Source organism: Bacillus sp. EU52 (genome assembly GCF_037964975.1).
In the GTDB taxonomy this organism is placed as follows: domain Bacteria; phylum Bacillota; class Bacilli; order Bacillales; family Bacillaceae; genus Bacillus; species Bacillus subtilis.
On the sequence record NZ_CP150177.1, the window covers coordinates 421245 to 445174 of the forward strand.

Genomic DNA, 23930 nt, shown 5'->3' on the forward strand with positions numbered 1-23930 from the left:
AATGAAGAGTGGGGTAATTCCTTCTTCAGCGGTCGGTCAAAAAATTAACGAGTGGTACAAATATATCCGGACATTCAGCGTGCCGGATGCCGAAGTGTTAAAAGCTGAAATCCAGCAGGAATTGAAACACATGCAGCATGATTCCAACTTGCTGCTTTATTATTCACTAATGGAATTCCGGCACCAGCTTATGCTGGATTATCTTGAGCCGTTAGAGAAATTAAATATCGAAGACCAGCCAAGCCTGTCTGAATTATCAAGAAACATTGACAGCAACCAGGCAGATCTCAAAGGGCTGCTCGACTATTACGTGAATTTTTTTCGCGGGATGTATGAGTTTGATAAGCGGGAATTTATTTCTGCCATTACATACTATAAACAGGCGGAGAAAAAGCTCTCCTTTGTCGCAGACCATATTGAACGGGCTGAATTCTATTTTAAAATCGCGGAAGCTTATTATTATATGAAGCAAACGTATTTTTCATTGATTAATATAAAAAACGCTTATGAAATTTACGTGGAGCAGGAAACCTATAATGTGAGAATCATTCAATGCCATTTCGTCTTCGGGGTCAACCTGATGGATGAAAGAAATTTCGAACAAGCCGCACGCCATTTCAAATTGGCGCTCAATATGGCCCAAGCGGAACAAAAAGCCCAGCTGGTCGGAAGAGCATACTACAATCTCGGATTATGCTATTACAATCAAGACCTTCTAGACCCTGCCATTGATTACTTTGAAAAAGCGGTCTCCACTTTTGAAAGCAGCAGGATCGTCAATTCACTGCCGCAAGCATACTTTTTAATTACCTTGATTTATTATAAACGGGGAAAACATGATAAAGCTTCGGAATATCACAAGCGGGGCTATGAATATGCTAAAGAAACAGACGATGCAGACTATGCCGTAAAATTCGAGTTTTTGCAATCCCTATATCAGGATCAGCCCAATGAAGAAGGAATCGAACGATGTTTCCAATACCTAAAAAATAAAAATATGTACGCTGATATAGAGGATTTAGCCCTAGAAGTAGCAAAATATTACTATGAACAGAAATGGTTTAAACTGTCTGCTTCCTACTTTCTACAAGTTGAAGAGGCAAGAAAACAAATACAAAGGAGTGAAGGTTTGTATGAAATTGAAATCTAAGTTGTTTGTTATTTGTTTGGCCGCAGCCGCGATTTTTACAGCGGCTGGCGTTTCTGCTAATGCGGAAGCACTCGACTTTCATGTGACAGAAAGAGGAATGACGTAAGAACAAGCCCCTTCTCATTAGCGAGAAGGGGTTTTTCTTTTCAAAAAAACACCGCAAGACATAGTCTTGCGGCGCCGCCTTCATGGAGATTACGTTTATTTAGTAGCCTCCTACAAATGCAGTTCCCACAATGATCAAGAGGATAAATAACACAACAATCAAAGCGAAAGAAGTTCCGTAACCTGACATTTTGTGCACCTCCTTGCGAGATTGCTTCAGCAAATGCTGCAAAACTGTGGCGGACAGGGTCCCGCAGAGACGGTCAGCAGCTTAGAAGCCGCCAACAAACGCAGTCCCTACGATAATTAATAGAATAAACAATACAACGATTAAAGCGAAAGAACTGATGCCGCCGTAACCGCCGCCGTTAGAGTATCCTGACATAAGGTTTCACCTCCCTATGAAGGATACTATAAGATATGCTGAACCGATCCATTTGGCAGGGATAATAGTGGACAAGAGAAAAAATGAAGAATTCGGCTATATGAAGGTGATATAAAAAAATAGCGGGCGCTGCCGCCCGCTATTTATGTACGATTAAGAGATCAGCACGCCCGCGAAAAATTCCTGGTATAACGCTTGAACGGCTTTTCTTTCTTCGGCTTCTTTTACGCCAAACATCATGCTCACTTCAGAAGACCCCTGATTGATCATTTCGATATTCACCTGTGCCTCTGATAATGCTTTGGCGGCTCTTGCCGTTGTACCGACATTGTGGCGCATCGCTTCCCCTACAACCATAATCAGGGCGAGATGATGCTCGACGATGACTTCATCGGCATGCAAATCCTCTTCGATCCGTTTGATGACGCTGCGTTCAGTGGCGGCATCCATTTGCCCCTGCCGTAAAATGATTGTCATGTCATCGATTCCCGATGGAACATGCTCATACGTCAAACCATGCTCCTCCAGGATTTGAAGGGCTCTGCGGCCAAAACCGATTTCTCTGTTCATGAGATACTTGCTGATATAAATGCTGCAAAAACCGGTGTCGCTGGCAATGCCGACGACAGGCCCGTTTGTGTTATCCCGCTTGCTGACGACGCGGGTGCCTTCGGCTGAGGGGTTGTTCGTATTTTTGATCTGAACAGGAATCCCCGCTCTGAATGCCGGAATGAGCGCTTCATCATGAAACACTGAAAAGCCCGCGTAGGACAGCTCCCGCATCTCTCTATATGTCAGTTCGCTGATTTCCTTTGGATTCTCAACGAAGGACGGATTGACAGAATACACAGCGTCCACGTCTGTAAAGTTTTCGTACAAATCGGCTTGTAGTCCGTTGGCAAGAATCGAACCGGTAATATCAGAACCGCTCCGTGAGAATGTGATCACATCGCCATCCTTGCTGAATCCGAAAAAACCGGGAAAAATGATGAGTCCGTCACGTTCCCGAAGACGATAGAGGTTTTGATAGGATTCAGGAAGAACTTGCGCGTTGCCGGGTTCATTTGTCACAAAGAGGCCGGCATCCTTCGGGTTTACATATTTCGCTTTGACGCCTTTATAACGGAAGTAAGCGGCGATCAGTTTGGCATTGTTATCCTCTCCGCTGGCCTTGACTGCGTCAAGGTATTGTTCGGGATTGCTTTTGTCTCCTTCTAAAAGCGTAAACAGATCATCTCTGATTTTTTCGATAATGCTTTGCCCCAGCTGAAGCTCATTGGCGATGAGAGCGTACCGTTCCACAACAGCTTCCGCCAGTTCAGGTGCGCTGCCTGTTGCCAAATATTGTTCTGCACATGCGATTAAGAGATCAGTCACTTTCGTATCCTCGGCATAGCGTTTTCCCGGAGCTGAAACGACTACAGCTTTCCGTGCCGGATCTGAGGTAACGATGTGAAACACCTTGTCAAGCTGGGCGCCTGAAGCAAGTGAGCTGCCTCCGAATTTAACGACCTTCATGTTTACATCTCCTAATGTTTAAAATTTTCACACAAATTTAGTATTTATTATCTCTCTTTCAGTACTGTAAATCAAGGGGGAATTTCTTTCTCAGGAGAACATTTGTATTTTTCACGAGGAATAATGTTAGGTTTGCTGACCGTATGCCTGCGTTATAAAGATAAATATGGTAAACAGCCTAACGTTTTGGGATGGAAAATGGTTAGAATGATTAGTAAAATTGATAAATGACTAGGTTAATATTTTTAAAGAATATTGACTAACCCTATAAAAATGGTAATATGTAAATGATAATGATAATCAATTACTATATGGCCATATTGTTTTGAGTCCTTGCGGAGTAGGAGATACGTTCTTTTTGCTGTAAGGATGTAAGGAGGCAGCATGAAGCTACGTTACTTATTTATTCTACTTATCATATTAGCAGTCACATCTGTATTTATCGGTGTAGAAGATCTGTCGCCGCTTGATCTCTTCGATTTAAGCAAACAAGAGGCGTCAACGCTGTTTGCAAGCCGTTTGCCGCGATTGATCAGCATTGTCATCGCGGGATTAAGCATGAGCATCTGCGGTTTGATTATGCAGCAGATCAGCAGAAATAAATTCGTGTCACCGACGACGGCGGGCACGATGGATTGGGCGAGGCTCGGCATTTTAATTTCCTTGCTGCTGTTTACATCCGCCAGTCCTTTAATCAAAATGCTGGTCGCGTTTGTCTTTGCCCTTGCAGGAAATTTTCTGTTTATGAAAATCCTTGAAAGAATCAAGTTTAACGACACCATCTTTATTCCGCTTGTCGGTTTAATGCTCGGGAATATCGTCAGTTCAATCGCGACATTTATCGCATATAAATATGACTTGATCCAGAATGTGTCATCATGGCTGCAGGGAGACTTCTCTTTAGTCGTGAAAGGAAGATACGAGCTTCTTTATCTGAGTATTCCGCTCGTCATCATTGCCTATGTGTATGCGGATAAATTCACATTGGCCGGTATGGGTGAAAGCTTTTCTGTCAACCTCGGCCTCAAGTATAAACGGGTTGTGAACATCGGGCTCATTATCGTGTCCCTGATCACGTCTCTTGTCATTTTGACTGTCGGTATGCTGCCGTTTCTCGGTTTAATCATCCCGAATATTGTATCGATTTACAGAGGAGACAATCTGAAGAGCAGCCTGCCGCATACTGCGCTGTTGGGAGCAGTTTTTGTGCTGTTTTGCGATATACTGGGCAGAATCATTATCTTCCCTTATGAAATCTCGATTGGCCTGATGGTCGGAATCATCGGCAGCGGCATTTTCCTGTTTATGCTGTTAAGGAGAAAAGCCTATGCGTAACCAGATGAAAATAGCTTTGCTCGTTGGTTTAGCCATTGTATGTATTGGCTTGTTTTTGTTTTATGACTTAGGAAATTGGGATTACACCCTGCCGAGACGAATCAAAAAAGTCGCTGCCATTGTGCTGACTGGGGGAGCGATTGCGTTTTCGACCATGATCTTTCAAACGATTACGAACAACCGCATCCTAACGCCGAGCATTTTGGGCCTTGATTCTCTCTACATGCTGATTCAGACTGGCATTATCTTTTTGTTCGGTTCTGCGAATATGGTCATCATGAATAAAAACATCAACTTTATCATCTCTGTTCTGCTGATGATCCTGTTTTCTCTTGTTTTGTATCAGATCATGTTCAAGGGTGAGGGGAGAAATATCTTTTTCCTTCTGCTTATCGGAATCGTGTTTGGCACGCTGTTCAGCAGCTTGTCTTCCTTTATGCAGATGCTGATTGATCCGAATGAGTTCCAAGTTGTGCAGGACAAGATGTTTGCCAGCTTTAACAATATCAATACGGATTTGTTATGGCTCGCGTTCATCATCTTCCTGCTGACAGGCGTTTATGTCTGGCGTTTTACAAAATTTTTCGATGTGCTGTCGCTCGGACGCGAGCACGCCGTGAATTTGGGCATTGACTACGACAAAGTGGTGAAGCAGATGCTGATCGTGGTTGCGATTTTGGTTTCTGTTTCAACAGCGCTAGTCGGGCCGATTATGTTTTTAGGCCTTCTGGTCGTCAACCTGGCGAGAGAATTCCTGAAAACATATAAGCATTCATACTTAATCGCAGGCTCCGTTTTCATCAGCATCATTGCGCTGGTCGGAGGGCAGTTTGTGGTTGAGAAAGTGTTTACCTTCTCAACGACGCTGAGCGTCATTATTAATTTTGCCGGCGGGATTTATTTTATCTACTTGCTGTTAAAGGAGAATAAATCATGGTAGAGGTCAGAAATGTAAGCAAACAATATGGCGGGAAAGTTGTTCTTGAAAAGACGTCAGTCACGATTCAAAAGGGCAAAATCACCTCGTTTATCGGTCCTAACGGCGCCGGCAAAAGTACGCTGCTGTCTATCATGAGCCGCCTGATCAAAAAGGATTCCGGCGAGATTTACATAGACGGACAAGAGATTGGAGCATGTGACAGCAAAGAGCTTGCCAAGAAAATGAGCATTTTGAAACAGGCGAACCAAATCAATATCAGGCTCACGATCAAAGACCTTGTCAGTTTTGGCAGGTTTCCGTACTCACAGGGTCGGCTGACAGAGGAAGACTGGGTTCATATCAACCAAGCGCTTAGCTATATGAAGCTGGAAGACATTCAAGACAAATACTTGGATCAGCTGAGCGGCGGACAGTGCCAAAGGGCATTTATCGCCATGGTCATTGCCCAGGACACAGATTATATCTTTCTGGATGAGCCGCTGAACAATCTGGATATGAAACACTCAGTTGAAATTATGAAACTGCTGAAACGGCTGGTAGAGGAGCTTGGAAAAACGATCGTGATCGTCATTCACGATATCAATTTTGCTTCAGTCTATTCTGACTATATCGTCGCTTTGAAAAACGGCCGAATCGTTAAAGAAGGACCGCCTGAAGAAATGATAGAAACATCAGTGCTTGAGGAAATCTACGATATGACCATCCCGATTCAGACGATTGATAATCAAAGAATAGGTGTTTATTTTTCTTAATATATAGAAGAGGTGAGGAGCATGAAAAAGTTCGCGTTACTATTCATCGCTTTGGTCACTGCCGTTGTCATTTCTGCATGCGGAAACCAAAGCACAAGCAGCAAAGGTTCTGATACAAAGAAAGAACAAATCACAGTGAAACACCAGCTCGACAAAAACGGCACAAAAGTACCGAAGAACCCTAAAAAAGTTGTCGTATTTGACTTTGGAAGCTTAGATACATTAGATAAACTAGGACTTGATGATATAGTAGCGGGCCTGCCGAAACAAGTCCTTCCTAAATATCTGTCCAAATTCAAGGATGACAAATACGCTGATGTCGGCAGCTTAAAAGAGCCAGACTTCGACAAAGTGGCAGAATTAGATCCTGATCTGATCATTATTTCAGCAAGACAATCTGAGTCTTACAAAGAATTCTCTAAAATTGCGCCGACGATTTACCTTGGTGTAGATACAGCGAAGTACATGGAATCATTTAAATCAGACGCTGAAACAATCGGTAAAATCTTTGATAAAGAAGACAAAGTGAAAGATGAGCTCGCAAACATTGATCACTCAATCGCAGATGTAAAGAAAACCGCTGAAAAGCTTAACAAAAACGGTCTCGTCATCATGGCGAACGACGGGAAGATCAGCGCATTCGGTCCTAAATCAAGATACGGCCTGATCCATGACGTGTTCGGCGTGACACCGGCTGATAAAAACATCAAAGCGTCTACTCACGGACAAAGCGTTTCTTACGAGTACATTTCAAAAACAAACCCGGATTACCTGTTTGTCATTGACCGCGGTACAGCGATCGGTGAAACATCATCTACTAAACAAGTCGTTGAAAATGATTATGTGAAAAATGTAAACGCAGTGAAAAATGATCATGTCGTCTACCTTGATTCTGCTACTTGGTACTTATCAGGAGGCGGTCTTGAGTCTATGGCACAAATGATCAAAGAAGTGAAAGACGGTTTAGAAAAGTAAAACCAAAAAGAGCCTCCGCTAAATAGCGGGGCTCTTTTTTTGTTAATCAGCGTGCCGGCTGCTGTTCGGCAGGGCGCTGAGGTTTTTTTAATGTGAATGAGAGAAGGAAGCCGACAAGTGCAATGACGGCAGCCACAATAAAAGCGGCGTTCATGCCGTGCAGGGCGGCGTGCTTTACATTTGTCGTGCCTGCATGTGCCGCCTGGTTGCTCATCACGGAAACCAATAGTGCGGTTCCGATCGAGCCGCCGACTTGGCGAATCGTGTTGTTCATCGCAGTTCCGTGCGGAATCAAGTGGCGCGGCAGCGCGTTGATTCCAGCTGTTGTCACCGGCATCATGATCATGGCGGTGCCTAAGAGACGAACGGTGTATAAAACGACAATCCAAGCGAGTGACGTATGGTCAGTCAGCTGCATAAACGGCAGAGATGTCAGGAAGATGATGCAGAAACCGGCAATCGCCAGCCCTCTTCCGCCGACACGGTCAAAAATTCTGCCGATAATCGGCGACATAAAGCCCATCACAACGGCTCCCGGAAGGAGCATAAGCCCTGTATCAAAAGCTGTGACGTCTCTGACATTTTGTGTATAAAGCGGCAGGATGGTTTCCGTACCGATCAATAATGCAAAGACGAGGGTTCCCAGCAGTGTTGTTAAACTGAAAACGCCAAACGTGAAGACGCGGAATTCCAGCATCGGTTTTTCAAGCTTCATTTGTCTTGTGATAAACAAGAGCAGCGCGATGACACCCACCAGCAGTGAAATCAAGACGGTTGAACTGGACCAGCCATAAGAGCCGACGCTTGAGAAGCCGTACAGAAGGCCGCCGAACCCAAATGTTGAAAGGATGACTGATAAAATATCAATCTGTGTTTTTCTTAAAGTCGTCACGTTTTTCATCAGGATGCTGGCAAGAATCAAATCAATCACAGCAAACGGAAGAATAATATAAAACAATGATCTCCAAGAGAAAGCTTCGACAGCCCATCCGGAAAGAGTCGGTCCGATCGCAGGCGCGAATGAGATGACCAATCCGACCATACCCATAGCCTGGCCGCGCTTTTCAATCGGAAAGATTGTCAGGAATACAGTCTGCATGAGCGGCATCATAATGCCGGCTCCAGCCGCTTGAATGATACGCGCTGTCAGCAGAACCGGGAAGTTCGGCGCGAACGCTCCGACGACTGTTCCGGCAGTGAAAATGCTCATTGCTGTGATGAGCAGCGCCCGGCTTGTGAATTTCTCAATTAAAAACGCGGTAATCGGAATTAAAATCCCGTTGGTTAACATAAATGATGTTGTCAGCCATTGTGCTTGGTTGGCATCGACATTGAAATCCCTCATGATATGGGGAAGTGCGGTAATCAACAATGTCTGGTTCAAAATCGCCACAAACGCTCCGGCTAACAAAATGCCGACAATGACAGAACGGTTAAAAGGTTTTTGTTCAATACTTGTGTTCAATACATATCCCTTCTTTTCTCTAAGTAATTAACAGTGTTTTTAACATGGAAACGGGCTGTGTTAAAACACCGGTTTGTTCCAGATAGCCAATCAGTGATTTGAGTAAAAAAGCGCGGGGTTCTTCCTTCTTCGCTTCTTCCTCCAGCATGGCGGCTGCGGATGTCAGTTCATCTACGTCATAGTCCGCGGCGGGCAGGGAAGAGATGCCTTTATGTAATTCCTTCAGGCTTTCCGATAATAGGACTGACTTATCCTTTGGCTTGTAGGAGGATGCTGAATGAATATAAAGCTCGATGGCTTCGGGCGGAAGAAGAGACTGGCGGGTTTCCCTGTTTTTGATAATCTGATTGAGGGTGCTGATGATAAACTCTGCGATCGGGTCAAGCTCAAGCGGTTTTTCCTCGATTTTGATCAGCATTAAAAACTCACGCATCATGCCGTGAAGAATGATAACCAAATCCCACACAAACGGGAGAATGGTTTCTCCATACGCCTGGATCAGCGAATCGCGGTGCCAGCAGATAATCGTCGATCTGGTCTGATGGATATGCTGTTTGACCCGGTCATTATGCAGCTTGGGGTTTCCGTAGGTCAGCATATTGAAAAACTGCTGATTCCGCCTGAAGCCCTCCAGTTCCATTTTGACCTTTTGCGTCAAACGCTCCTCCGGTGTAAGTGCGGTATTTTCCTGAAGTCTTGAGGCTGCGGCCACCATTTGCTTCTGGTTAAATGACAGCAGCTCCAAAAGCAGATCTTCTTTAGATTGGAACAGCTTATATATCGAAGCTTTTGACATCTTACATTCTTCTGCGATCGCCTGCATGGAAACCGACGTAAAATCCTTTTCCGAAAAAAGCTTTCGCGCGGCTAACAAGATATCTGTTTTTTTATCAAGCATCTCATGGCTTCCTTCTTTCTTGAACATTAGAAAACCCATTGGTTCACAGAAAACCAATGAGTAACTATGAAAAAATTTTACCAAATAAACAAAATAGAAGTCAATGGATTTTAACCGGGTAAATGAAAGGCCTGCCGGAAAATCCGACAGGCCGAATAAGAGCTTATTTTTCAACTTTAAATCCTTGTTTTTCAAGCATTTCACGGATGTGCGGATAGTACAGGCGCTCATAGTAGGAAGCGATGCTCTGTGACCAGTTTCTTGTTTCTTTTCCGTTTGTCCGTTTATTCATGTATTCAGACATCTGTTCGTCGTATGCCTGAATGTGAGACGTCAGCTCATCCTGATTCAAATAAGTTTCCTGATGATTGACAGCTTCCTGCGGCAAGCGCGGTTTTTTCGCTGAACGGTCGGCAGGATGCCCAATGACAAGGCCGGATAAAGGGAACACGTATTTTGGAAGCTCAAGCAGTTCGATCAGCTCTTGAGGATTTCCGCGAACTGCACCGATCGGAACTGTGCCAAGTCCGAGTGACTCCGCCGCTGCTGTTGCTGTGCCGAGGGCAATACCAGCGTCTACTGCGCCGACAAGAACAGATTCCAATCCATTTGTGATTTCCATTTTGAAATCATGCAGATCTTCAAGCGCAATTTTGGCCCGGTTGAAATCTGCGCAGAACAGCAGGAAAACAGGAGCTTGATCGATCCATGGCTGGCCGCCTGCCAGCTCGGAGATTTTCTTTTTGCGCTCCTTATCCTGGACTGTGATCACAGTCACTTGCTGTCCGTTGATAGAAGAAGGGGCTGATTGCACCGCTTCAATGATTTGGTCCAATTGCTCCTGAGCTACAGGCTCATCTGTGTAGCTGCGAATCGAGCGGTGGTCTGTTAAAGATTTAATCACTTCATTCATATGAGACACCCTTCCTTTACTCGCTAAGCTCTGTGCGGACAACATCAAGAGGAGCGCTCAGCAGTTCTTTTCCTTTTGCAACAAACCCTTGGAAATGCGCAGTTTCGTTATGGAATTTCATTGCCGCTTCATCTTTCCATTTTTCAAGCATGACAAATGTATTTTCTTCGCCTGCTTTTTCAAATAGGTCGTATTGCACGTTGCCTTCCTCAGCTCTTGAATGCTGAACAAGTGATTGAGCCTCGCTCAAAAATTCCTCGCGTTTTTCTGGTTTTACTTTGATATAAGCTTGTAATACGATCATTTAAATCTCCTCCGTTGTTATGCGAATTTATTGTTCGAATTTCATCGAACTAAATGTAACATGTATTCTAATTGAGGTAAAGGAAAAACCCTTAAATAGTAAAATTGTCATTCTAATTGTTGTGTGATACATTTGTGTCATGAACATTCCAAACCATCCAGAAACAGAAACATTGCAGCTGACAAAGGTTCTTCATGCACTTAGTGATCCGCTTCGTTTAGAGCTCGTCAAGCAATTAGCTGAAGCAAAAGAAAAAACGTGCAGCACCTGTGCAGATGTGCAGGTTGCCAAATCGACTTTATCGCATCATTTTAAAGTTTTGAGAGAATCAGGCATCGCTCAAGTTCGGATAGAAGGAAAGCGCCGGTATTATTCGCTTCGCGCTGAAGACCTTGAAAAGGCATTTCCGGGCCTGCTTGAAGCCGTGCTGAATGTAGACCAGGACCGCTGGTGAATCAATCCCCTGTAACGGGGATTTTTTTATGTCCGTAAACCGCTTTGAAAAGCCGCTGCACACCCTCCTGAATATCTTCTTCCTTCAGCCGTGCAAAGCCGATAATGAGAGCTGGCCTGCCCGTTTGCCGCTTGTTTTCCTTCAAGTTAAATCGGCTCATTCCGAATATTTCAAGCTGCAGCCCGGCAGCATGTGACAGGATGTCTTGTTCGGTGCGCCTGGTATCAAATTCGGTAACAAAATGCAGCCCCGCATTTGCCCCTTTTACGGTAACCTCTCCGCTGAACTCTGCTTCTAAAGCGGTGATCAGGCGTTCTCTCTTTTCTTTATAATGCTGCTTCATTTTTTTTATATGCTTCTGATATTCACCAGACTCGATAAATTCCTGCAGAGTGAGCTGCGTGAGTGACGAGCAAGTCTGCAGATCATAGTCCCGCTGTTTGTATGTCCTCAACAGCTCAGGCGGCAACACCATATAGCTGATCCGCAAGCCGGGGAGAAGGGACTTTGAAAAGGTTCCCATATAGATAACATTTTGAAAACGGTCGAGGCTTTGCAGCGCTGGAATACTGTCTACATCATATGTGAATTCACTATCATAATCGTCCTCAATGATATATCGGCGCGGCTCCTCGGCTGCCCAGTTCAGCAGCTGAATTCTTCTGGATACAGGCATAATCGTTCCGGACGGAAACTGATGCGACGGGGTAGTCACCAGCACATCTGGCTGCTGTCTGGTGATTTCAGCAATCGACATGCCCTTTTCATCCAGCATGATCGTCTTTACTTGTTTTCCGGTACTCTTCAAAAGCTGATACATGCGCCTGTAGCCAGGCTCCTCCATCGCATACACGGCTTCCTTGGGTAAAAGCTCAGTCAACAGCTGCATGAGCACCTGTGTGCCTGCCCCTATGATCATTTGTTCTGGCCTGCATTTTACACCCCTCGTCAGGGAAATGAACCTGGTAATGGCAGCTCTCACTTCATATATCCCTTGCGGATGTGACATATCGCCGAGCGTGCGGTATGAGCGGGAGGCCGCTTTTTGCTCGCAGCGGAACCAGCTTTTGATCGGAAAATGGTCTGTATCGGAACTCATGTGTGAAAACGATATCCAATCGCTCTGGTCGATGTGAATCTCTTTTAGATCATCCGGCAGTGCAAATGGAGGGTGCTCCTCGGCGGAAAACATGTCTAGTTCCTCCACGAAGAAACCCTTTCGTTCAATGGCGTACAAATACCCTTCAGCCAGCAGCTGCTGATAGGCTGAATTCACTGAATTTACGCTGACCTTGAGATTTTCAGCCAGCTCCCGCTTGGAGGGAACCTTCGAGTGCGGCAGCAGATTGCGGCTGAGGATTTCTTTTTTCAGCTTTTGATAAATTTGCTGATAGATATAATCGGCTTGCTCTGAACGATCGAGTGTAATTGTGATATCCATTTTGTAGTTTCTCCTTCTGATACCATCAAAAAGTTATAATTGGTACTTTTCATCATACCAAAGAGAAGTCAGAATGATAAGAAAATACCGACAGGGGGATATTCACATGAGTCAAACAACAGTAAGCATCACAACTGCACAATGGCAGCAAAAACGGGATCAATTTGTGTCAAAAGGTGTGAGCAACGGCAACCGCAGTCTGGCGGTCAAAGGAGAAGGGGCCGAGCTGTACGATCTGGACGGCCGGAGATTTATTGATTTTGCAGGCGCCATCGGCACGTTAAATGTCGGACACTCGCATCCGAAGGTGGTTGAGGCTGTGAAGCGGCAGGCGGAGGAGCTGATTCATCCTGGTTTTAATGTCATGATGTACCCGACTTATATCGAATTAGCAGAAAAACTGTGCGGCATCGCGCCGGGCAGCCATGAGAAAAAAGCGATTTTTCTTAACTCAGGGGCAGAAGCGGTCGAAAACGCTGTGAAAATCGCCAGAAAGTATACAAAGCGCCAAGGCGTTGTCTCGTTTACGCGCGGGTTTCATGGACGCACGAATATGACGATGAGCATGACAAGCAAGGTAAAACCTTATAAATTCGGTTTCGGGCCTTTTGCGCCAGAGGTTTATCAAGCGCCGTTCCCTTATTATTATCAGAAGCCGGCCGGCATGAGTGATGAAAGCTATGACGATATGGTCATTCAAGCATTCAATGATTTCTTTATCGCTTCAGTGGCGCCTGAAACGGTGGCGTGTGTCGTGATGGAGCCGGTGCAGGGAGAAGGCGGATTTATTATTCCTTCGAAACGGTTCGTACAGCACGTCGCTTCATTCTGCAAAGAACACGGCATTGTTTTTGTTGCTGATGAAATCCAAACCGGCTTTGCCAGAACTGGCACTTATTTCGCAATTGAGCACTTTGATGTAGTGCCCGATCTGATCACGGTTTCTAAATCGCTTGCGGCAGGCCTGCCATTAAGCGGTGTGATTGGGCGTGCGGAAATGCTTGATGCGGCAGCGCCAGGGGAGCTGGGCGGCACGTATGCCGGCAGCCCGCTCGGCTGCGCGGCGGCTTTGGCAGTCTTGGATATTATCGAAGAAGAAGGACTGAATGAGCGATCTGAAGAAATTGGCAAAATCATTGAAGACAAGGCGTATGAGTGGAAACAAGAATTCCCGATCATCGGTGACATCCGCAGGCTCGGGGCGATGGCCGCAATCGAAATCGTCAAGGATCCAGACACGCGTGAGCCTGATAAAGCAAAAGCAGCGGCGATCGCAGCCTATGCGAATCAAAACGGATTACTTTTGCTGACAGCGGGAATTAACGGTAATATCATCCGCTTTTTGACACCGCTCGTCATCTCAGACAGCCTATTAAATGAAGGGCTCAGCATCTTGGAGGCGGGCCTGCGAGCTTAATCATTGGAAAGAAAATGGCCGGGTCTGCTATCATTTTAAGTAATCATGAAAAGAAAGGAATGTTCAATATGCCAGATCAATTAACGGTCTACAACCCGGCTACGGGCGAGGAGATCAAAACGATTCCTCAGCAATCAGCCACAGAGGTAGAAGAAGCCATTGAACGTTCACATCAAGCGTTTAAAACGTGGTCTAAAACATCAGCGAACGAAAGAGCGTCTCTTTTGAAAAAATGGTATGAGCTGATTGTTGAACATAAAGAAGAGCTTGCAGATTTAATTACAAAGGAAAACGGAAAACCATACAAGGAAGCAGTTGGCGAGGTACTTTACGGCGCAGGCTATATCGAATGGTTCGCAGAGGAAGCGAAGCGTGTGTACGGAAGAACGGTCCCGGCCCCGACAACTGGTAAACGAATTGTTGTCACACGCCAGCCGGTCGGCCCTGTTGCTGCTATCACGCCCTGGAATTTCCCGAATGCGATGATTACACGCAAAGCGGCGCCTGCTCTTGCCGCCGGCTGTACATTTATCATCAAGCCGGCGCCGGACACACCGCTGTCTGCTTATGAACTAGCGCGCCTCGCATATGAAGCGGGCATTCCGAAGGATGTTCTTCAGGTTGTGATCGGCGATGGAGAAGAAATCGGAAATGTGTTCACAAGCAGTCCGAAAATCCGCAAAATCACGTTCACAGGCTCAACACCTGTAGGGAAAATCCTTATGAAAAACAGCGCGGACACCGTAAAGCACGTCTCAATGGAACTCGGCGGACACGCCCCGCTGATCGTAGATGAAGATGCGGACATTGACCTTGCCGTTGAACAGGCGATGGCGTCCAAATACCGAAACGCCGGCCAAACCTGCGTATGTGCCAACCGCCTGATCGTTCATGAATCCATTAAAGATGAATTTGCTGCGAAACTGAGCGAGCAAGTGTCTAAGCTGAAAGTCGGAAATGGACTTGAGGAAGGCGTCAATGTCGGCCCGATCATCAACAAACGAGGCTTCGAAAAAATCGTCAGCCAAATAGATGATGCGGTTGAAAAAGGCGCGAAAGTGATTGCTGGGGGCACATATAACCGAAACGATGACAAAGGGTGCTACTTTGTGAATCCGACAGTGCTCACCGATGTCGATCCGTCCATGAACATCATGCATGAGGAAACATTCGGCCCGGTCGCCCCGATCGTCACGTTTTCTGATATTGATGAAGCGATTCAGCTTGCCAACGATACACCGTATGGCTTGGCTGCTTACTTCTTCACAGAAAACTACCGCCGCGGCATCTATATTTCCGAGAATCTAGAGTATGGCATTATCGGCTGGAATGACGGCGGACCGTCAGCTGTTCAAGCGCCATTCGGCGGAATGAAAGAAAGCGGCATCGGCCGTGAAGGCGGTTCAGAAGGTATCGAGCCGTACCTTGAAACAAAATATTTGTCCATCGGTTTATAAAAGAATGCACGCTCCTAAGAGCTGCCGGATTTTCCGGCAGCTCTTTTTGTGTTCCGGCGAATAATCACAACAATTCCAGCCAAAATAACAGCAAATACATTTTGAAAGAAGGTTCCCCAACAATGGATTTATTATTGGCTCTTCTCCCGGCTTTGTTTTGGGGGAGCATTGTTCTCTTCAATGTGAAATTAGGCGGCGGGCCGTACAGCCAGACACTGGGAACGACGATCGGGGCGCTCATTGTTTCTATCGTTATTTACTTTTTTGTTCAGCCCGTTCTGTCCCTTCGCATTTTTATTGTTGGAATCGTATCCGGCTTATTTTGGTCACTTGGACAGGCCAACCAGCTGAAAAGCATTCAATTGATGGGCGTGTCGAAAACAATGCCGATTTCCACAGGAATGCAGCTCGTTTCCACCTCGCTGTTCGGTGTGATCGTGTTCCGCGAATGGTCAACACCGATTGCGATTACGCTTGGCGTTCTCGCTTTGATCTTTATCATTGTAGGAATCATTCTCACGTCCTTGGAAGATAAGAATGATAAAAAAGAGGGCGAGCCAAGCAATTTGAAAAAGGGCATTTTGATTCTCCTTGTTTCGACTCTTGGTTATTTGGTTTATGTAGTCGTGGCTAGATTATTCAATGTGTCCGGCTGGTCCGCGTTGCTGCCACAGGCAATTGGTATGGTGGTCGGGGGGTTAGTTTTAACCTATAGACACAAACCCTTTAACAAGTATGCGATCAGAAATATTCTCCCAGGGTTAATCTGGGCAGGCGGAAATATGTTTTTGTTTATTTCTCAGCCGCGAGTCGGCGTTGCAACGAGCTTTTCCCTTTCACAAATGGGAATTGTCATTTCTACGCTCGGCGGTATTTTCATCCTGCGTGAAAAGAAAACGAAACGCCAGCTAATAGCAATTGCGATCGGGATTATCCTGATTATTGCCGCCGCCGTATTCTTAGGAATCGCCAAAACAAATTCATAACAAATGGAGGAGGATGTATATGTATCCGGATTTAAAAGGAAAAGTCGTCGCTATTACAGGAGCTGCTTCAGGGCTCGGAAAGGCGATGGCCATTCGCTTCGGCAAGGAGCAGGCAAAAGTGGTTATCAACTATTATAGTAATAAACAAGATCCAAACGAGGTAAAAGAAGAGGTCATCAAGGCGGGCGGTGAAGCTGTTGTCGTCCAAGGAGATGTCACGAAAGAGGAAGATGTAAAAAATATCGTGCAAACGGCAATTAAGGAGTTCGGCACACTCGATATTATGATTAATAATGCCGGTCTTGAAAATCCTGTACCATCTCACGAAATGCCGCTCAAGGATTGGGATAAAGTCATCGGCACGAACTTAACGGGTGCCTTTTTAGGAAGCCGTGAAGCGATTAAATATTTCGTAGAAAACGATATCAAGGGAAATGTCATTAACATGTCCAGTGTGCACGAAGTGATTCCTTGGCCGTTATTTGTCCACTATGCGGCAAGTAAAGGCGGGATAAAGCTGATGACAGAAACATTAGCGTTGGAATACGCGCCGAAGGGCATTCGCGTCAATAATATTGGGCCAGGTGCGATCAACACGCCAATCAATGCTGAAAAATTCGCTGACCCTAAACAGAAAGCTGATGTAGAAAGCATGATTCCAATGGGATATATCGGCGAACCGGAGGAGATCGCCGCAGTAGCAGCCTGGCTTGCTTCGAAGGAAGCCAGCTACGTCACAGGCATCACGTTATTCGCGGACGGCGGTATGACACAATATCCTTCATTCCAGGCAGGACGCGGTTAAACAAAAAAAGCGACCCAGACATCACATCTGGATCGCTTTTTTATTACGCACGCTTTTTCTTAACAAGTGCTGCTACAGATAAAATAATGGCAGCCGCAGACAGCACAATCGCTGTAATGTCTAGAGCTGAAGAACCTGAGTCTTCGGAATCGTCTTCTGTTTTCGTGGCGCCGTGCTCATCTGTCACTTGTTTTGCAGACGTGATGTTTGTAATGGAATGAGGTGTATCGGCATCCTCGTCACCTGTCCACTCAACAATGCTGCCGTCTTTGTAATATTGGTATGCGTCCCAAGCAGCTTCCTCCGCTTTGTCAGGGTTTTTGGCAACAAAGGTAAACTGCTGGAACTGTCCTTCCTGAATGCCTCCGTCAGTCGCCTCCCATGTCACGGACACTGATTTGTCATCATGTTTTTGAGTGGAGACCTTCCAGCCCGGAATTGGCTCATATTGCTGGAATTCAACATCCTTCGGCATTTTGAGGACTACCTTCGTTGTCGGCAGATTTTTCTCTGAAGGAACCTTCATTGTATACGTTTCCCAAGAGCCTGCAGCAGACTCAGCCGGTTTTACAGAAACATGCGCGCTGGCAGGGGCCGTAAAGAATAAGAGGGAGCCGACAATAGCCGGACATAGTGTCAATGCGATTTTTTTCAACAACGTAAACACTCCTTAATTGGTCTTTGTAAACATGATATTGATTTCGTTAAAGTCGCCGGTCAGGCCGTGGACTTTGATCTTCCAGTTTCCTTTTTCATTAATCGACAGGTTTTGATCCTGGAAGACGCCTTTTGTTTTTTCTTTTAATGTAAAAGTGCTTTTGTTTTCGCTGCCTGACAGGCCTGTTTTATAAACGGTTAACGTGATTTGCTGGATGTTTTTCACGGGATCTCCGTTATGGTCGGTGACCCGCAGCTCAAAAACATTTTTTCCGGGCTGGTTTGGGCTGATGCTGAGAGAAACGCTTTGTCCGTTCTCAATCGCTTTGGTTTGGTAGAACGGTTCCGGCGCCGGCTCAGGCGGGCTTGGCAGGCTTGTAAACACGGCCGCTGTGATCAATACAGCGATGCCGATTGCCCACTCCGCTTTCAACGTTCGGCTGATTCCTGTGCGGCGCTGCTTTCTGGTAAGCAGAAAATGAATTGCGCCTAAGACCAGCATGAAAACAAACAGCCCGCTTTTCACTAAAAGAGCTTGTCCGTACGCTGTATGGAACAGTGAATCCATTGAACGAATGATGAAAAATCCATTGAGCAAGCCTGAAAACAAAATGACGCCGACTGCAGTGAGCGCCCATGGGGAGAACCGTCTGACCGTCTCCCACGCGAGCGTTTTGTCAGGCTGCCTCCATTCTTTTGAGAGCAGCAAAACGAGTGCCGCTATTCCGCCGACCCAGATGGAAGCGGAAGTTAAATGAAGGAAATCCATCAAAATGCCGACCGTTTTTTCTTCAACGACAGCGGCATGCCCGGTAAACGCTTTGGCAAGCAGGAGACCGAAAAAGAAAATGAGCGGCGCTGTCCAATAGCCAAAGGATGAAAAGCGGTTTTTCCGTATCGCAGGGATTACAGACAGTGCGAGCAGCACGAACAGCGCGGCCTGTATGATCCAAATGGAGCCGCCTGCTGTCTCAAACAGTGTTTCTCTGATGTAGCCCGGCTGGAATGCGCTGCCCCAGCCGCCGCCTGCGTTCGCTTTTGTCTGAATCGGAAGCTGAAGCAAAAGCGCTAGCCCCAATGCTGCGATCGAAACGATCAGGATACGTCTCGTCCGTTTGACGAGCTGTTCTGATTTCCCTTTATACCAGAAAAGATGGAAGAAAACCGTTCCGATAAACAGAGATAAGGCTGTATACAGAATCGCGCGATCTGCTGCTGTTCCCGGATTCAGCGCTGAATCGGCTGCTTTTTGGCTGCTGAATCCGCCATCCGCTTTCCCGATACTGAACGGAATGACGCCGGAAACAGGATGCCCGTCCGCGGATACAGCATTCCATTCCGCTCTGTACACATCATGAGGCAGATTCTTCTTCAGCTTCACTGTCATGATGTGATGATTATCTTTTTTGATTTCAGTCTTGTCCGTATCCACACGGTCGCCGTTTGAATTATAGACTTTAATGTAATGAAACCCTTCTTCAACCGGTTCATTAAATTCGATTTCCACCTGCGCAGGGGCGCTTTTTAATTCGCTGTTTTCCCCAGGTGAAGATTTGACAATATAGGCGTGAGCAAAGCTTGTTTTCGGCAGGAAAACAAGAAAAAGCAGAAGGATGATCCACCATCTGTTTCGCTTCATCACTCAGACACCACCTTCCGCTGTATGTGTTGTGTTATTTCTTGGTGCAGGTGCAGCGTTTCTTTCTGTCTTGAAGCATATCTTCCAGCGCTTGGTCGAAAGTGCGGACGGCTCCGCCGAATCCTTTTTGAAATCGTTCGGCATGGTCAAGTGTCGCAAACGGAATGGCCTGCGGCTGGCAGCAGTGCAGGTTTAATTCAGCATTTACGACGAAATAAGCCGAACCGGCACTGACGGTTGTCTGTAACAGAAAATCTCTGCAAATCAAGTGTGAAACCTCTTCCGTTTTATCCGCGTAACGCAAAAACGCGCAATGTGCGCAGCATAGCTGTTCAATGTCTTGGTTTACCGTAATCAGCTGAACCGAATGAGCTTGATTGACGGGCTTCAAGCAATAGCTGCACATATGATCTGTTTGAGGTGTTCGGACGGGGAGCGTGATACCGCCGGCGGTTTTTATGACCTGATTTGACTGAACCAGCTGATTGACATCTCTATATACCGTCATTTCCGAAACGCCGAACCTTGCGCTGATGTCAGAAATTCTAAGCGAGCCTTCTTCTTTCAGCCACTTCAGTATGTGTTGCTGTCTATTAATCGGAAGCATTCATACACCCTCTTCATTAAGATCTATTTAAGCGTAGAGGATTTTAGAGACGGAGACAAGTAAGTGGATGATAAAAAATGTGAAAATGTGTTGAACAGCAACAAAACGAAACAGAAGGGACTCTGGTATAATAGACAGATGGAATAGAAAGTGAGGAATACCCTATGAAAGAAACACCATGCCCGAACTGCGGCAAACCTTTGACAGGCGATATGGTCAGATCATCAAATGTGCCTTGTCAATTTCGCTGCGGCCACTGCCGGGAACGGCTTTATGAATATAAAGTTTCAGCTCCGATTATGCTGGTATCATTAGCGGCCATCGTGCTGCTTATTTATCTTTTGATGCTCCTCCGCAATGCGGCAGGCTCAGTGCTGCCAGCTGTACAGCACGTGCCGATGGCTGTATTTGCGCTTGTGTGCGCGTATCCCGTTTTTATTGTGAGTGAGCGGATGATCGCAAAGTACGTGATTCAAAACGGCAACATTATTTATAGAGGAAAGAGAAAAGGCTCCTGAAACCAGGAGCCTTTTTATTTTTAAAAAATTGTCACAGTCATGTGCCAAAGTCCTCTTTACTTTCAATTGTATAGGGACTGTAAGCGTTTTAACATAGAGTCAAAGGGAAGCATCATTCTCTGAACATATTTTTTTATCTTACAGCGACAAACAAAACAGGGAGGGTTTATATATGCAGCAGCAAGAACAGCAGCAAGGCGGCATGAAAGTGAAAGTGCAGCGCTTTGGGAGTTATTTGAGCGGAATGATTATGCCGAATATCGGCGCGTTTATCGCGTGGGGTATCATTACCGCGCTGTTTATTCCGGCAGGATGGTTTCCGAATGAACAGCTGAACACGCTGGTCAGCCCGATGATTACGTATTTATTGCCGCTTTTGATAGCGTATACAGGCGGAAAAATGATCTACGACCACCGCGGCGGAGTTGTCGGAGCGACAGCGGCAATTGGGGTGATTGTCGGATCGGATATTCCAATGTTTTTAGGCGCAATGATTATGGGTCCGCTTGGCGGATACCTCATTAAACAGACTGATAAATTATTCAAGGATAAAGTCAAACAAGGCTTTGAAATGCTGATCAACAACTTTACGGCAGGGATTGTCGGCGCGGCTTTAACGATTCTCGCGTTTTACGCCATCGGCCCGGTTGTCCTGACGCTAAATAAATTGCTGGCGGCTGGTGTGGAAGTCATTGTACACGCTAATTTACTGCCGATAGCCAGTGTTTTTGTAGAACCGGCGAAAGTGTTGTTCCTCAACAACGCCATTAACCACGGAATCTTAAGCCCGATCGGAATCGAGCAAGCATCCCAAACAGGAAAATCAATTCTGTTTTTAGTAGAAGCAAACCCTGGACCGGGGCTCGGCATTTTGCTGGCGTACATGTTCTTTGGCAAAGGATCTTCAAAATCAACGGCTCCCGGTGCGGCGATCATCCATTTCTTCGGAGGGATTCACGAGATTTACTTCCCGTACATTCTGATGAAACCGGCCCTGATTCTCGCAGCCATTGCCGGCGGAGCAAGCGGACTCTTAACGTTTACGATCTTTAATGCCGGACTTGTCGCGGCAGCGTCACCGGGAAGCATTATCGCATTGATGGCAATGACGCCAAGAGGAGGCTATTTCGGGGTATTGGCGGGTGTATTGGTCGCTGCAGCTGTATCGTTCATCGTTTCAGCAGTGATCCTGAAATCCTCAAAAGCTAGTGAAGAAGACTTGGCTGCCGCAACAGAAAAAATGCAGTCCATGAAGGGGAAGAAAAGCCAAGCAGCAGCTGCTTTAGAGGCGGAACAAGCCAAAGCAGAAGAAGCGTCTGAGCTGTCTCCTGAAAGCGTGAACAAAATTATCTTTGCGTGTGATGCGGGAATGGGATCAAGTGCCATGGGGGCATCCATCTTAAGAAACAAAGTGAAAAAAGCGGAGCTTGACATCAGTGTGACCAACACGGCCATTAACAATCTGCCAAGCGATGCGGATATTGTCATCACCCACAAAGATTTAACAGACCGCGCGAAAGCAAAGCTGCCGAACGCGACGCACATATCAGTGGATAACTTCTTAAACAGCCCGAAATACGACGAGCTGATTGAAAAGCTGAAAAAGTAATCTTATAGAAAGAGAGTGATACTCATGCAAGTACTCGCAAAGGAAAATATTAAACTCAATCAAACGGTATCATCAAAAGAAGAGGCCATCAAATTGGCAGGCCAGACGCTGATTGACAACGGCTACGTGACAGAGGATTACATTAGCAAAATGTTTGAACGTGAAGAAACGTCTTCTACGTTTATGGGGAATTTCATTGCCATTCCACACGGCACAGAAGAAGCGAAAAGCGAGGTGCTTCACTCTGGAATTTCAATCATACAGATTCCAGAGGGCGTTGAGTACGGAGAAGGCAACACGGCAAAAGTGGTATTCGGCATTGCGGGTAAAAACAATGAGCATTTAGACATTTTGTCTAATATCGCCATTATCTGCTCAGAAGAAGAAAATATTGAACGCCTGATCTCCGCTAAAAGCGAAGAAGATTTGATCGCCATTTTCAACGAGGTGAACTGACATGATCGCATTACATTTCGGTGCGGGGAATATTGGGAGAGGGTTTATCGGCGCGCTGCTTCACCACTCCGGCTATGATGTGGTGTTTGCGGATGTAAACGACACGATGGTCAGCCTCCTCAACGAAAAAAAAGAATACACAGTAGAACTGGCAGAAGAGGGACGTTCATCAGAGGTCATTGGCCCGGTCAGCGCGATTAACAGCGGCAGTCAGCCCGAAGAGCTGTACCGGCTGATGAATGAGGCGGCGCTCATCACAACAGCTGTCGGTCCGAATGTGCTGAAGCTGATTGCTCCATCTATCGCAGAAGGTTTAAGACGGAGAAACACTGCAGACACACTGAATATCATTGCCTGCGAAAATATGATTGGCGGAAGCAGCTTCTTAAAGAAAGAAATATACAGCCATTTAACGGAAGCAGAGCAGAAGTCCGTCAGTGAAACGGTAGGTTTTCCGAATTCTGCCGTTGACCGGATCGTCCCGATTCAGCATCATGAAGACCCGCTGAAAGTATCGGTTGAACCATTTTTCGAATGGGTCATTGATGAATCAGGCTTTAAAGGGAAAACACCAGTCATAAACGGCGCACTGTTTGTTGATGATTTAACGCCGTACATCGAACGGAAGCTGTTTACGGTCAATACCGGACACGCGGTGACAGCGTATGTCGGCTATCAGCGCGGACTCAAGACGGTCAAAGAAGCAATCGATCATCCGGAAATCCGCCGTGTTGTTCATTCGGCGCTGCTTGAAACTGGTGACTATCTCGTCAAATCGTATGGCTTTAAGCAAACTGAACACGAACAATATATCAAAAAAATCATCGGCCGCTTTGAAAATCCTTTCATTTCGGACGATGTGACCCGCGTAGCGAGGTCACCTCTCAGAAAACTGGGAGAAAATGATAGACTTGTAGGCCCGGCAAAGAAAATAAAAGAGCCGAATGCACTGGCGGAAGGAATTGCCGCAGCCCTGCGCTTCGATTTCACCGGTGACCCTGAAGCGGTTGAACTGCAAGCGCTGATTGAAGAAAAAGGATACAGCGGCGTACTTCAAGAGGTGTGCGGTATTCAGTCCCATGAACCGTTGCACGCCATCATTTTAAAGAAACTTAATCAATAACCGATCACCCGTGACACAATG

26 protein-coding genes are annotated in these 23930 nt (G+C 46.1%); 15 read left to right on the forward strand and 11 right to left on the reverse strand.

Annotated features, from left to right (window positions below; all coding sequences use genetic code 11):
* Window position 1 precedes the first annotated feature (1 nt).
* Together rapC and phrC are read left to right on the forward strand one after the other, a co-directional pair.
* Window positions 2-1150 (forward strand): response regulator aspartate phosphatase RapC, encoded by a 1149-nt coding sequence (gene rapC / locus NSU05_RS02140; RefSeq protein WP_017696151.1) that lies wholly within the window; start codon window positions 2-4, stop codon window positions 1148-1150.
* On the forward strand, window positions 1134-1256 hold the full coding sequence (gene phrC, locus NSU05_RS02145; RefSeq protein WP_003224994.1) for a phosphatase RapC inhibitor PhrC: 123 nt from the start codon (window positions 1134-1136) through the stop codon (window positions 1254-1256). Before rapC ends, phrC begins: the two co-directional genes overlap by 17 nt.
* Window positions 1257-1355: 99 nt before the next feature.
* Here the strand turns inward: phrC and NSU05_RS02150 are convergent, their stop codons facing one another.
* The 3 genes from NSU05_RS02150 to NSU05_RS02160 form a co-directional block, all read right to left on the reverse strand.
* The gene (locus tag NSU05_RS02150) at window positions 1356-1445 is read right to left on the reverse strand and encodes a YjcZ family sporulation protein (RefSeq protein ID WP_015482794.1); all 90 of its coding nucleotides are present in this window, start codon (window positions 1443-1445) and stop codon (window positions 1356-1358) included.
* 81 nt (window positions 1446-1526) lie between these two features.
* A complete protein-coding gene (locus NSU05_RS02155; RefSeq protein ID WP_003234495.1) occupies window positions 1527-1640 on the reverse strand; it encodes a YjcZ family sporulation protein in 114 nt (37 codons plus the stop codon).
* Window positions 1641-1793: 153 nt separating this feature from the next.
* Window positions 1794-3158 carry an aspartate kinase gene (locus tag NSU05_RS02160; protein WP_033883679.1) on the reverse strand — a complete coding sequence of 455 codons (1365 nt, stop codon included), beginning with the start codon at window positions 3156-3158 and terminating at the stop codon, window positions 1794-1796.
* A 384-nt stretch (window positions 3159-3542) separates the two neighbouring features.
* Between NSU05_RS02160 and yclN the strand changes: the two genes are divergently transcribed.
* From yclN to yclQ, 4 genes are read left to right on the forward strand one after another with little or no spacing between them, the layout of a single operon-like run.
* Window positions 3543-4493, forward strand: coding sequence for a petrobactin ABC transporter permease YclN (yclN, locus tag NSU05_RS02165; protein WP_014475804.1), 951 nt, complete (start codon window positions 3543-3545; stop codon window positions 4491-4493).
* Window positions 4486-5433: a petrobactin ABC transporter permease YclO gene (gene yclO, locus NSU05_RS02170; protein ID WP_003246705.1), complete on the forward strand. Its 948-nt coding sequence runs from the start codon at window positions 4486-4488 to the stop codon at window positions 5431-5433. Before yclN ends, yclO begins: the two co-directional genes overlap by 8 nt.
* A complete protein-coding gene (yclP, locus tag NSU05_RS02175) occupies window positions 5427-6185 on the forward strand; it encodes a petrobactin ABC transporter ATP-binding protein YclP (protein ID WP_041336852.1) in 759 nt (252 codons plus the stop codon). Before yclO ends, yclP begins: the two co-directional genes overlap by 7 nt.
* A gap of 21 nt (window positions 6186-6206) precedes the next feature.
* Window positions 6207-7160 carry a petrobactin ABC transporter substrate-binding protein YclQ gene (yclQ, locus tag NSU05_RS02180; RefSeq protein ID WP_038428358.1) on the forward strand — a complete coding sequence of 318 codons (954 nt, stop codon included), beginning with the start codon at window positions 6207-6209 and terminating at the stop codon, window positions 7158-7160.
* A gap of 46 nt (window positions 7161-7206) precedes the next feature.
* Here the strand turns inward: yclQ and NSU05_RS02185 are convergent, their stop codons facing one another.
* The 4 genes from NSU05_RS02185 to NSU05_RS02200 form a co-directional block, all read right to left on the reverse strand.
* On the reverse strand, window positions 7207-8625 hold the full coding sequence (locus NSU05_RS02185; RefSeq protein ID WP_014478836.1) for an MDR family MFS transporter: 1419 nt from the start codon (window positions 8623-8625) through the stop codon (window positions 7207-7209).
* A gap of 19 nt (window positions 8626-8644) precedes the next feature.
* Window positions 8645-9523 (reverse strand): TetR/AcrR family transcriptional regulator, encoded by an 879-nt coding sequence (locus tag NSU05_RS02190; RefSeq protein ID WP_038429980.1) that lies wholly within the window; start codon window positions 9521-9523, stop codon window positions 8645-8647.
* 163 nt (window positions 9524-9686) lie between these two features.
* Entirely contained in the window at window positions 9687-10436 is a 750-nt protein-coding gene (gene nfsA, locus NSU05_RS02195) for an oxygen-insensitive NADPH nitroreductase (RefSeq protein ID WP_003234479.1), read from the reverse strand.
* A 16-nt stretch (window positions 10437-10452) separates the two neighbouring features.
* Entirely contained in the window at window positions 10453-10740 is a 288-nt protein-coding gene (locus NSU05_RS02200; RefSeq protein WP_038428359.1) for a putative quinol monooxygenase, read from the reverse strand.
* 139 nt (window positions 10741-10879) lie between these two features.
* On the opposite strand from NSU05_RS02200, the gene NSU05_RS02205 reads away from it, so the two are divergent.
* Entirely contained in the window at window positions 10880-11194 is a 315-nt protein-coding gene (locus tag NSU05_RS02205) for a metalloregulator ArsR/SmtB family transcription factor (RefSeq protein ID WP_003234476.1), read from the forward strand.
* A 1-nt stretch (window position 11195) separates the two neighbouring features.
* Here the strand turns inward: NSU05_RS02205 and gabR are convergent, their stop codons facing one another.
* Window positions 11196-12635 (reverse strand): transcriptional regulator GabR, encoded by a 1440-nt coding sequence (gabR, locus tag NSU05_RS02210; RefSeq protein ID WP_038428360.1) that lies wholly within the window; start codon window positions 12633-12635, stop codon window positions 11196-11198.
* A gap of 106 nt (window positions 12636-12741) precedes the next feature.
* Here gabR and gabT point away from each other — a divergent pair, with 106 nt between their 5' ends.
* From gabT to gdh, 4 genes are all read left to right on the forward strand, one after another.
* Window positions 12742-14052 carry a 4-aminobutyrate--2-oxoglutarate transaminase gene (gene gabT / locus NSU05_RS02215; protein ID WP_038428361.1) on the forward strand — a complete coding sequence of 437 codons (1311 nt, stop codon included), beginning with the start codon at window positions 12742-12744 and terminating at the stop codon, window positions 14050-14052.
* A 68-nt stretch (window positions 14053-14120) separates the two neighbouring features.
* Entirely contained in the window at window positions 14121-15509 is a 1389-nt protein-coding gene (gene gabD, locus NSU05_RS02220) for a succinate-semialdehyde dehydrogenase (protein WP_038429981.1), read from the forward strand.
* Between the two features lie 122 nt (window positions 15510-15631).
* Window positions 15632-16495: a glucose uptake protein GlcU gene (glcU, locus tag NSU05_RS02225; RefSeq protein ID WP_003234455.1), complete on the forward strand. Its 864-nt coding sequence runs from the start codon at window positions 15632-15634 to the stop codon at window positions 16493-16495.
* A 19-nt stretch (window positions 16496-16514) separates the two neighbouring features.
* On the forward strand, window positions 16515-17300 hold the full coding sequence (gdh, locus tag NSU05_RS02230) for a glucose 1-dehydrogenase (RefSeq protein WP_003246720.1): 786 nt from the start codon (window positions 16515-16517) through the stop codon (window positions 17298-17300).
* A gap of 43 nt (window positions 17301-17343) precedes the next feature.
* Here the strand turns inward: gdh and NSU05_RS02235 are convergent, their stop codons facing one another.
* From NSU05_RS02235 to ycnK, 3 genes are read right to left on the reverse strand one after another with little or no spacing between them, the layout of a single operon-like run.
* On the reverse strand, window positions 17344-17958 hold the full coding sequence (locus NSU05_RS02235) for a DUF1775 domain-containing protein (RefSeq protein WP_038428362.1): 615 nt from the start codon (window positions 17956-17958) through the stop codon (window positions 17344-17346).
* A 12-nt stretch (window positions 17959-17970) separates the two neighbouring features.
* Window positions 17971-19596, reverse strand: coding sequence for a copper transporter YcnJ (gene ycnJ / locus NSU05_RS02240; protein WP_038428363.1), 1626 nt, complete (start codon window positions 19594-19596; stop codon window positions 17971-17973).
* A 34-nt stretch (window positions 19597-19630) separates the two neighbouring features.
* A complete protein-coding gene (gene ycnK, locus NSU05_RS02245; RefSeq protein WP_015252812.1) occupies window positions 19631-20203 on the reverse strand; it encodes a copper uptake transcriptional regulator YcnK in 573 nt (190 codons plus the stop codon).
* Window positions 20204-20367: 164 nt separating this feature from the next.
* On the opposite strand from ycnK, the gene NSU05_RS02250 reads away from it, so the two are divergent.
* The 4 genes from NSU05_RS02250 (at window position 20368) to NSU05_RS02265 (ending at window position 23909) form a co-directional block, all read left to right on the forward strand.
* Window positions 20368-20721: a hypothetical protein gene (locus tag NSU05_RS02250; RefSeq protein ID WP_003246726.1), complete on the forward strand. Its 354-nt coding sequence runs from the start codon at window positions 20368-20370 to the stop codon at window positions 20719-20721.
* Window positions 20722-20893: 172 nt separating this feature from the next.
* Window positions 20894-22330, forward strand: a complete 1437-nt coding sequence (locus NSU05_RS02255) for a PTS mannitol transporter subunit IICB (RefSeq protein ID WP_038428364.1) — start codon at window positions 20894-20896, stop codon at window positions 22328-22330.
* Between the two features lie 24 nt (window positions 22331-22354).
* A complete protein-coding gene (locus NSU05_RS02260) occupies window positions 22355-22786 on the forward strand; it encodes a PTS sugar transporter subunit IIA (protein WP_003246714.1) in 432 nt (143 codons plus the stop codon).
* A gap of 1 nt (window position 22787) precedes the next feature.
* Complete coding sequence (locus tag NSU05_RS02265) at window positions 22788-23909, forward strand: mannitol-1-phosphate 5-dehydrogenase (RefSeq protein ID WP_003234438.1); 1122 nt, start codon at window positions 22788-22790, stop codon at window positions 23907-23909.
* Window positions 23910-23930: the final 21 nt, after the last annotated feature.

Bases quoted from the DNA above. Each gene is read 5' to 3' on its own strand.
- rapC (WP_017696151.1), top strand. From the start codon at position 2: ATGAAGAGTGGGGTAATTCCTTCTTCAGCGGTCGGTCAAAAAATTAAC.
- phrC (WP_003224994.1), top strand. From the start codon at position 1,134: ATGAAATTGAAATCTAAGTTGTTTGTTATTTGTTTGGCCGCAGCCGCG.
- NSU05_RS02150 (WP_015482794.1), bottom strand. From the start codon at position 1,445: ATGTCAGGTTACGGAACTTCTTTCGCTTTGATTGTTGTGTTATTTATC.
- NSU05_RS02155 (WP_003234495.1), bottom strand. From the start codon at position 1,640: ATGTCAGGATACTCTAACGGCGGCGGTTACGGCGGCATCAGTTCTTTC.
- NSU05_RS02160 (WP_033883679.1), bottom strand. From the start codon at position 3,158: ATGAAGGTCGTTAAATTCGGAGGCAGCTCACTTGCTTCAGGCGCCCAG.
- yclN (WP_014475804.1), top strand. From the start codon at position 3,543: ATGAAGCTACGTTACTTATTTATTCTACTTATCATATTAGCAGTCACA.
- yclO (WP_003246705.1), top strand. From the start codon at position 4,486: ATGCGTAACCAGATGAAAATAGCTTTGCTCGTTGGTTTAGCCATTGTA.
- yclP (WP_041336852.1), top strand. From the start codon at position 5,427: ATGGTAGAGGTCAGAAATGTAAGCAAACAATATGGCGGGAAAGTTGTT.
- yclQ (WP_038428358.1), top strand. From the start codon at position 6,207: ATGAAAAAGTTCGCGTTACTATTCATCGCTTTGGTCACTGCCGTTGTC.
- NSU05_RS02190 (WP_038429980.1), bottom strand. From the start codon at position 9,523: ATGCTTGATAAAAAAACAGATATCTTGTTAGCCGCGCGAAAGCTTTTT.
- nfsA (WP_003234479.1), bottom strand. From the start codon at position 10,436: ATGAATGAAGTGATTAAATCTTTAACAGACCACCGCTCGATTCGCAGC.
- NSU05_RS02200 (WP_038428359.1), bottom strand. From the start codon at position 10,740: ATGATCGTATTACAAGCTTATATCAAAGTAAAACCAGAAAAACGCGAG.
- NSU05_RS02205 (WP_003234476.1), top strand. From the start codon at position 10,880: ATGAACATTCCAAACCATCCAGAAACAGAAACATTGCAGCTGACAAAG.
- gabR (WP_038428360.1), bottom strand. From the start codon at position 12,635: ATGGATATCACAATTACACTCGATCGTTCAGAGCAAGCCGATTATATC.
- gabT (WP_038428361.1), top strand. From the start codon at position 12,742: ATGAGTCAAACAACAGTAAGCATCACAACTGCACAATGGCAGCAAAAA.
- gabD (WP_038429981.1), top strand. From the start codon at position 14,121: ATGCCAGATCAATTAACGGTCTACAACCCGGCTACGGGCGAGGAGATC.
- glcU (WP_003234455.1), top strand. From the start codon at position 15,632: ATGGATTTATTATTGGCTCTTCTCCCGGCTTTGTTTTGGGGGAGCATT.
- gdh (WP_003246720.1), top strand. From the start codon at position 16,515: ATGTATCCGGATTTAAAAGGAAAAGTCGTCGCTATTACAGGAGCTGCT.
- ycnJ (WP_038428363.1), bottom strand. From the start codon at position 19,596: ATGAAGCGAAACAGATGGTGGATCATCCTTCTGCTTTTTCTTGTTTTC.
- ycnK (WP_015252812.1), bottom strand. From the start codon at position 20,203: ATGCTTCCGATTAATAGACAGCAACACATACTGAAGTGGCTGAAAGAA.
- NSU05_RS02250 (WP_003246726.1), top strand. From the start codon at position 20,368: ATGAAAGAAACACCATGCCCGAACTGCGGCAAACCTTTGACAGGCGAT.
- NSU05_RS02255 (WP_038428364.1), top strand. From the start codon at position 20,894: ATGCAGCAGCAAGAACAGCAGCAAGGCGGCATGAAAGTGAAAGTGCAG.
- NSU05_RS02260 (WP_003246714.1), top strand. From the start codon at position 22,355: ATGCAAGTACTCGCAAAGGAAAATATTAAACTCAATCAAACGGTATCA.
- NSU05_RS02265 (WP_003234438.1), top strand. From the start codon at position 22,788: ATGATCGCATTACATTTCGGTGCGGGGAATATTGGGAGAGGGTTTATC.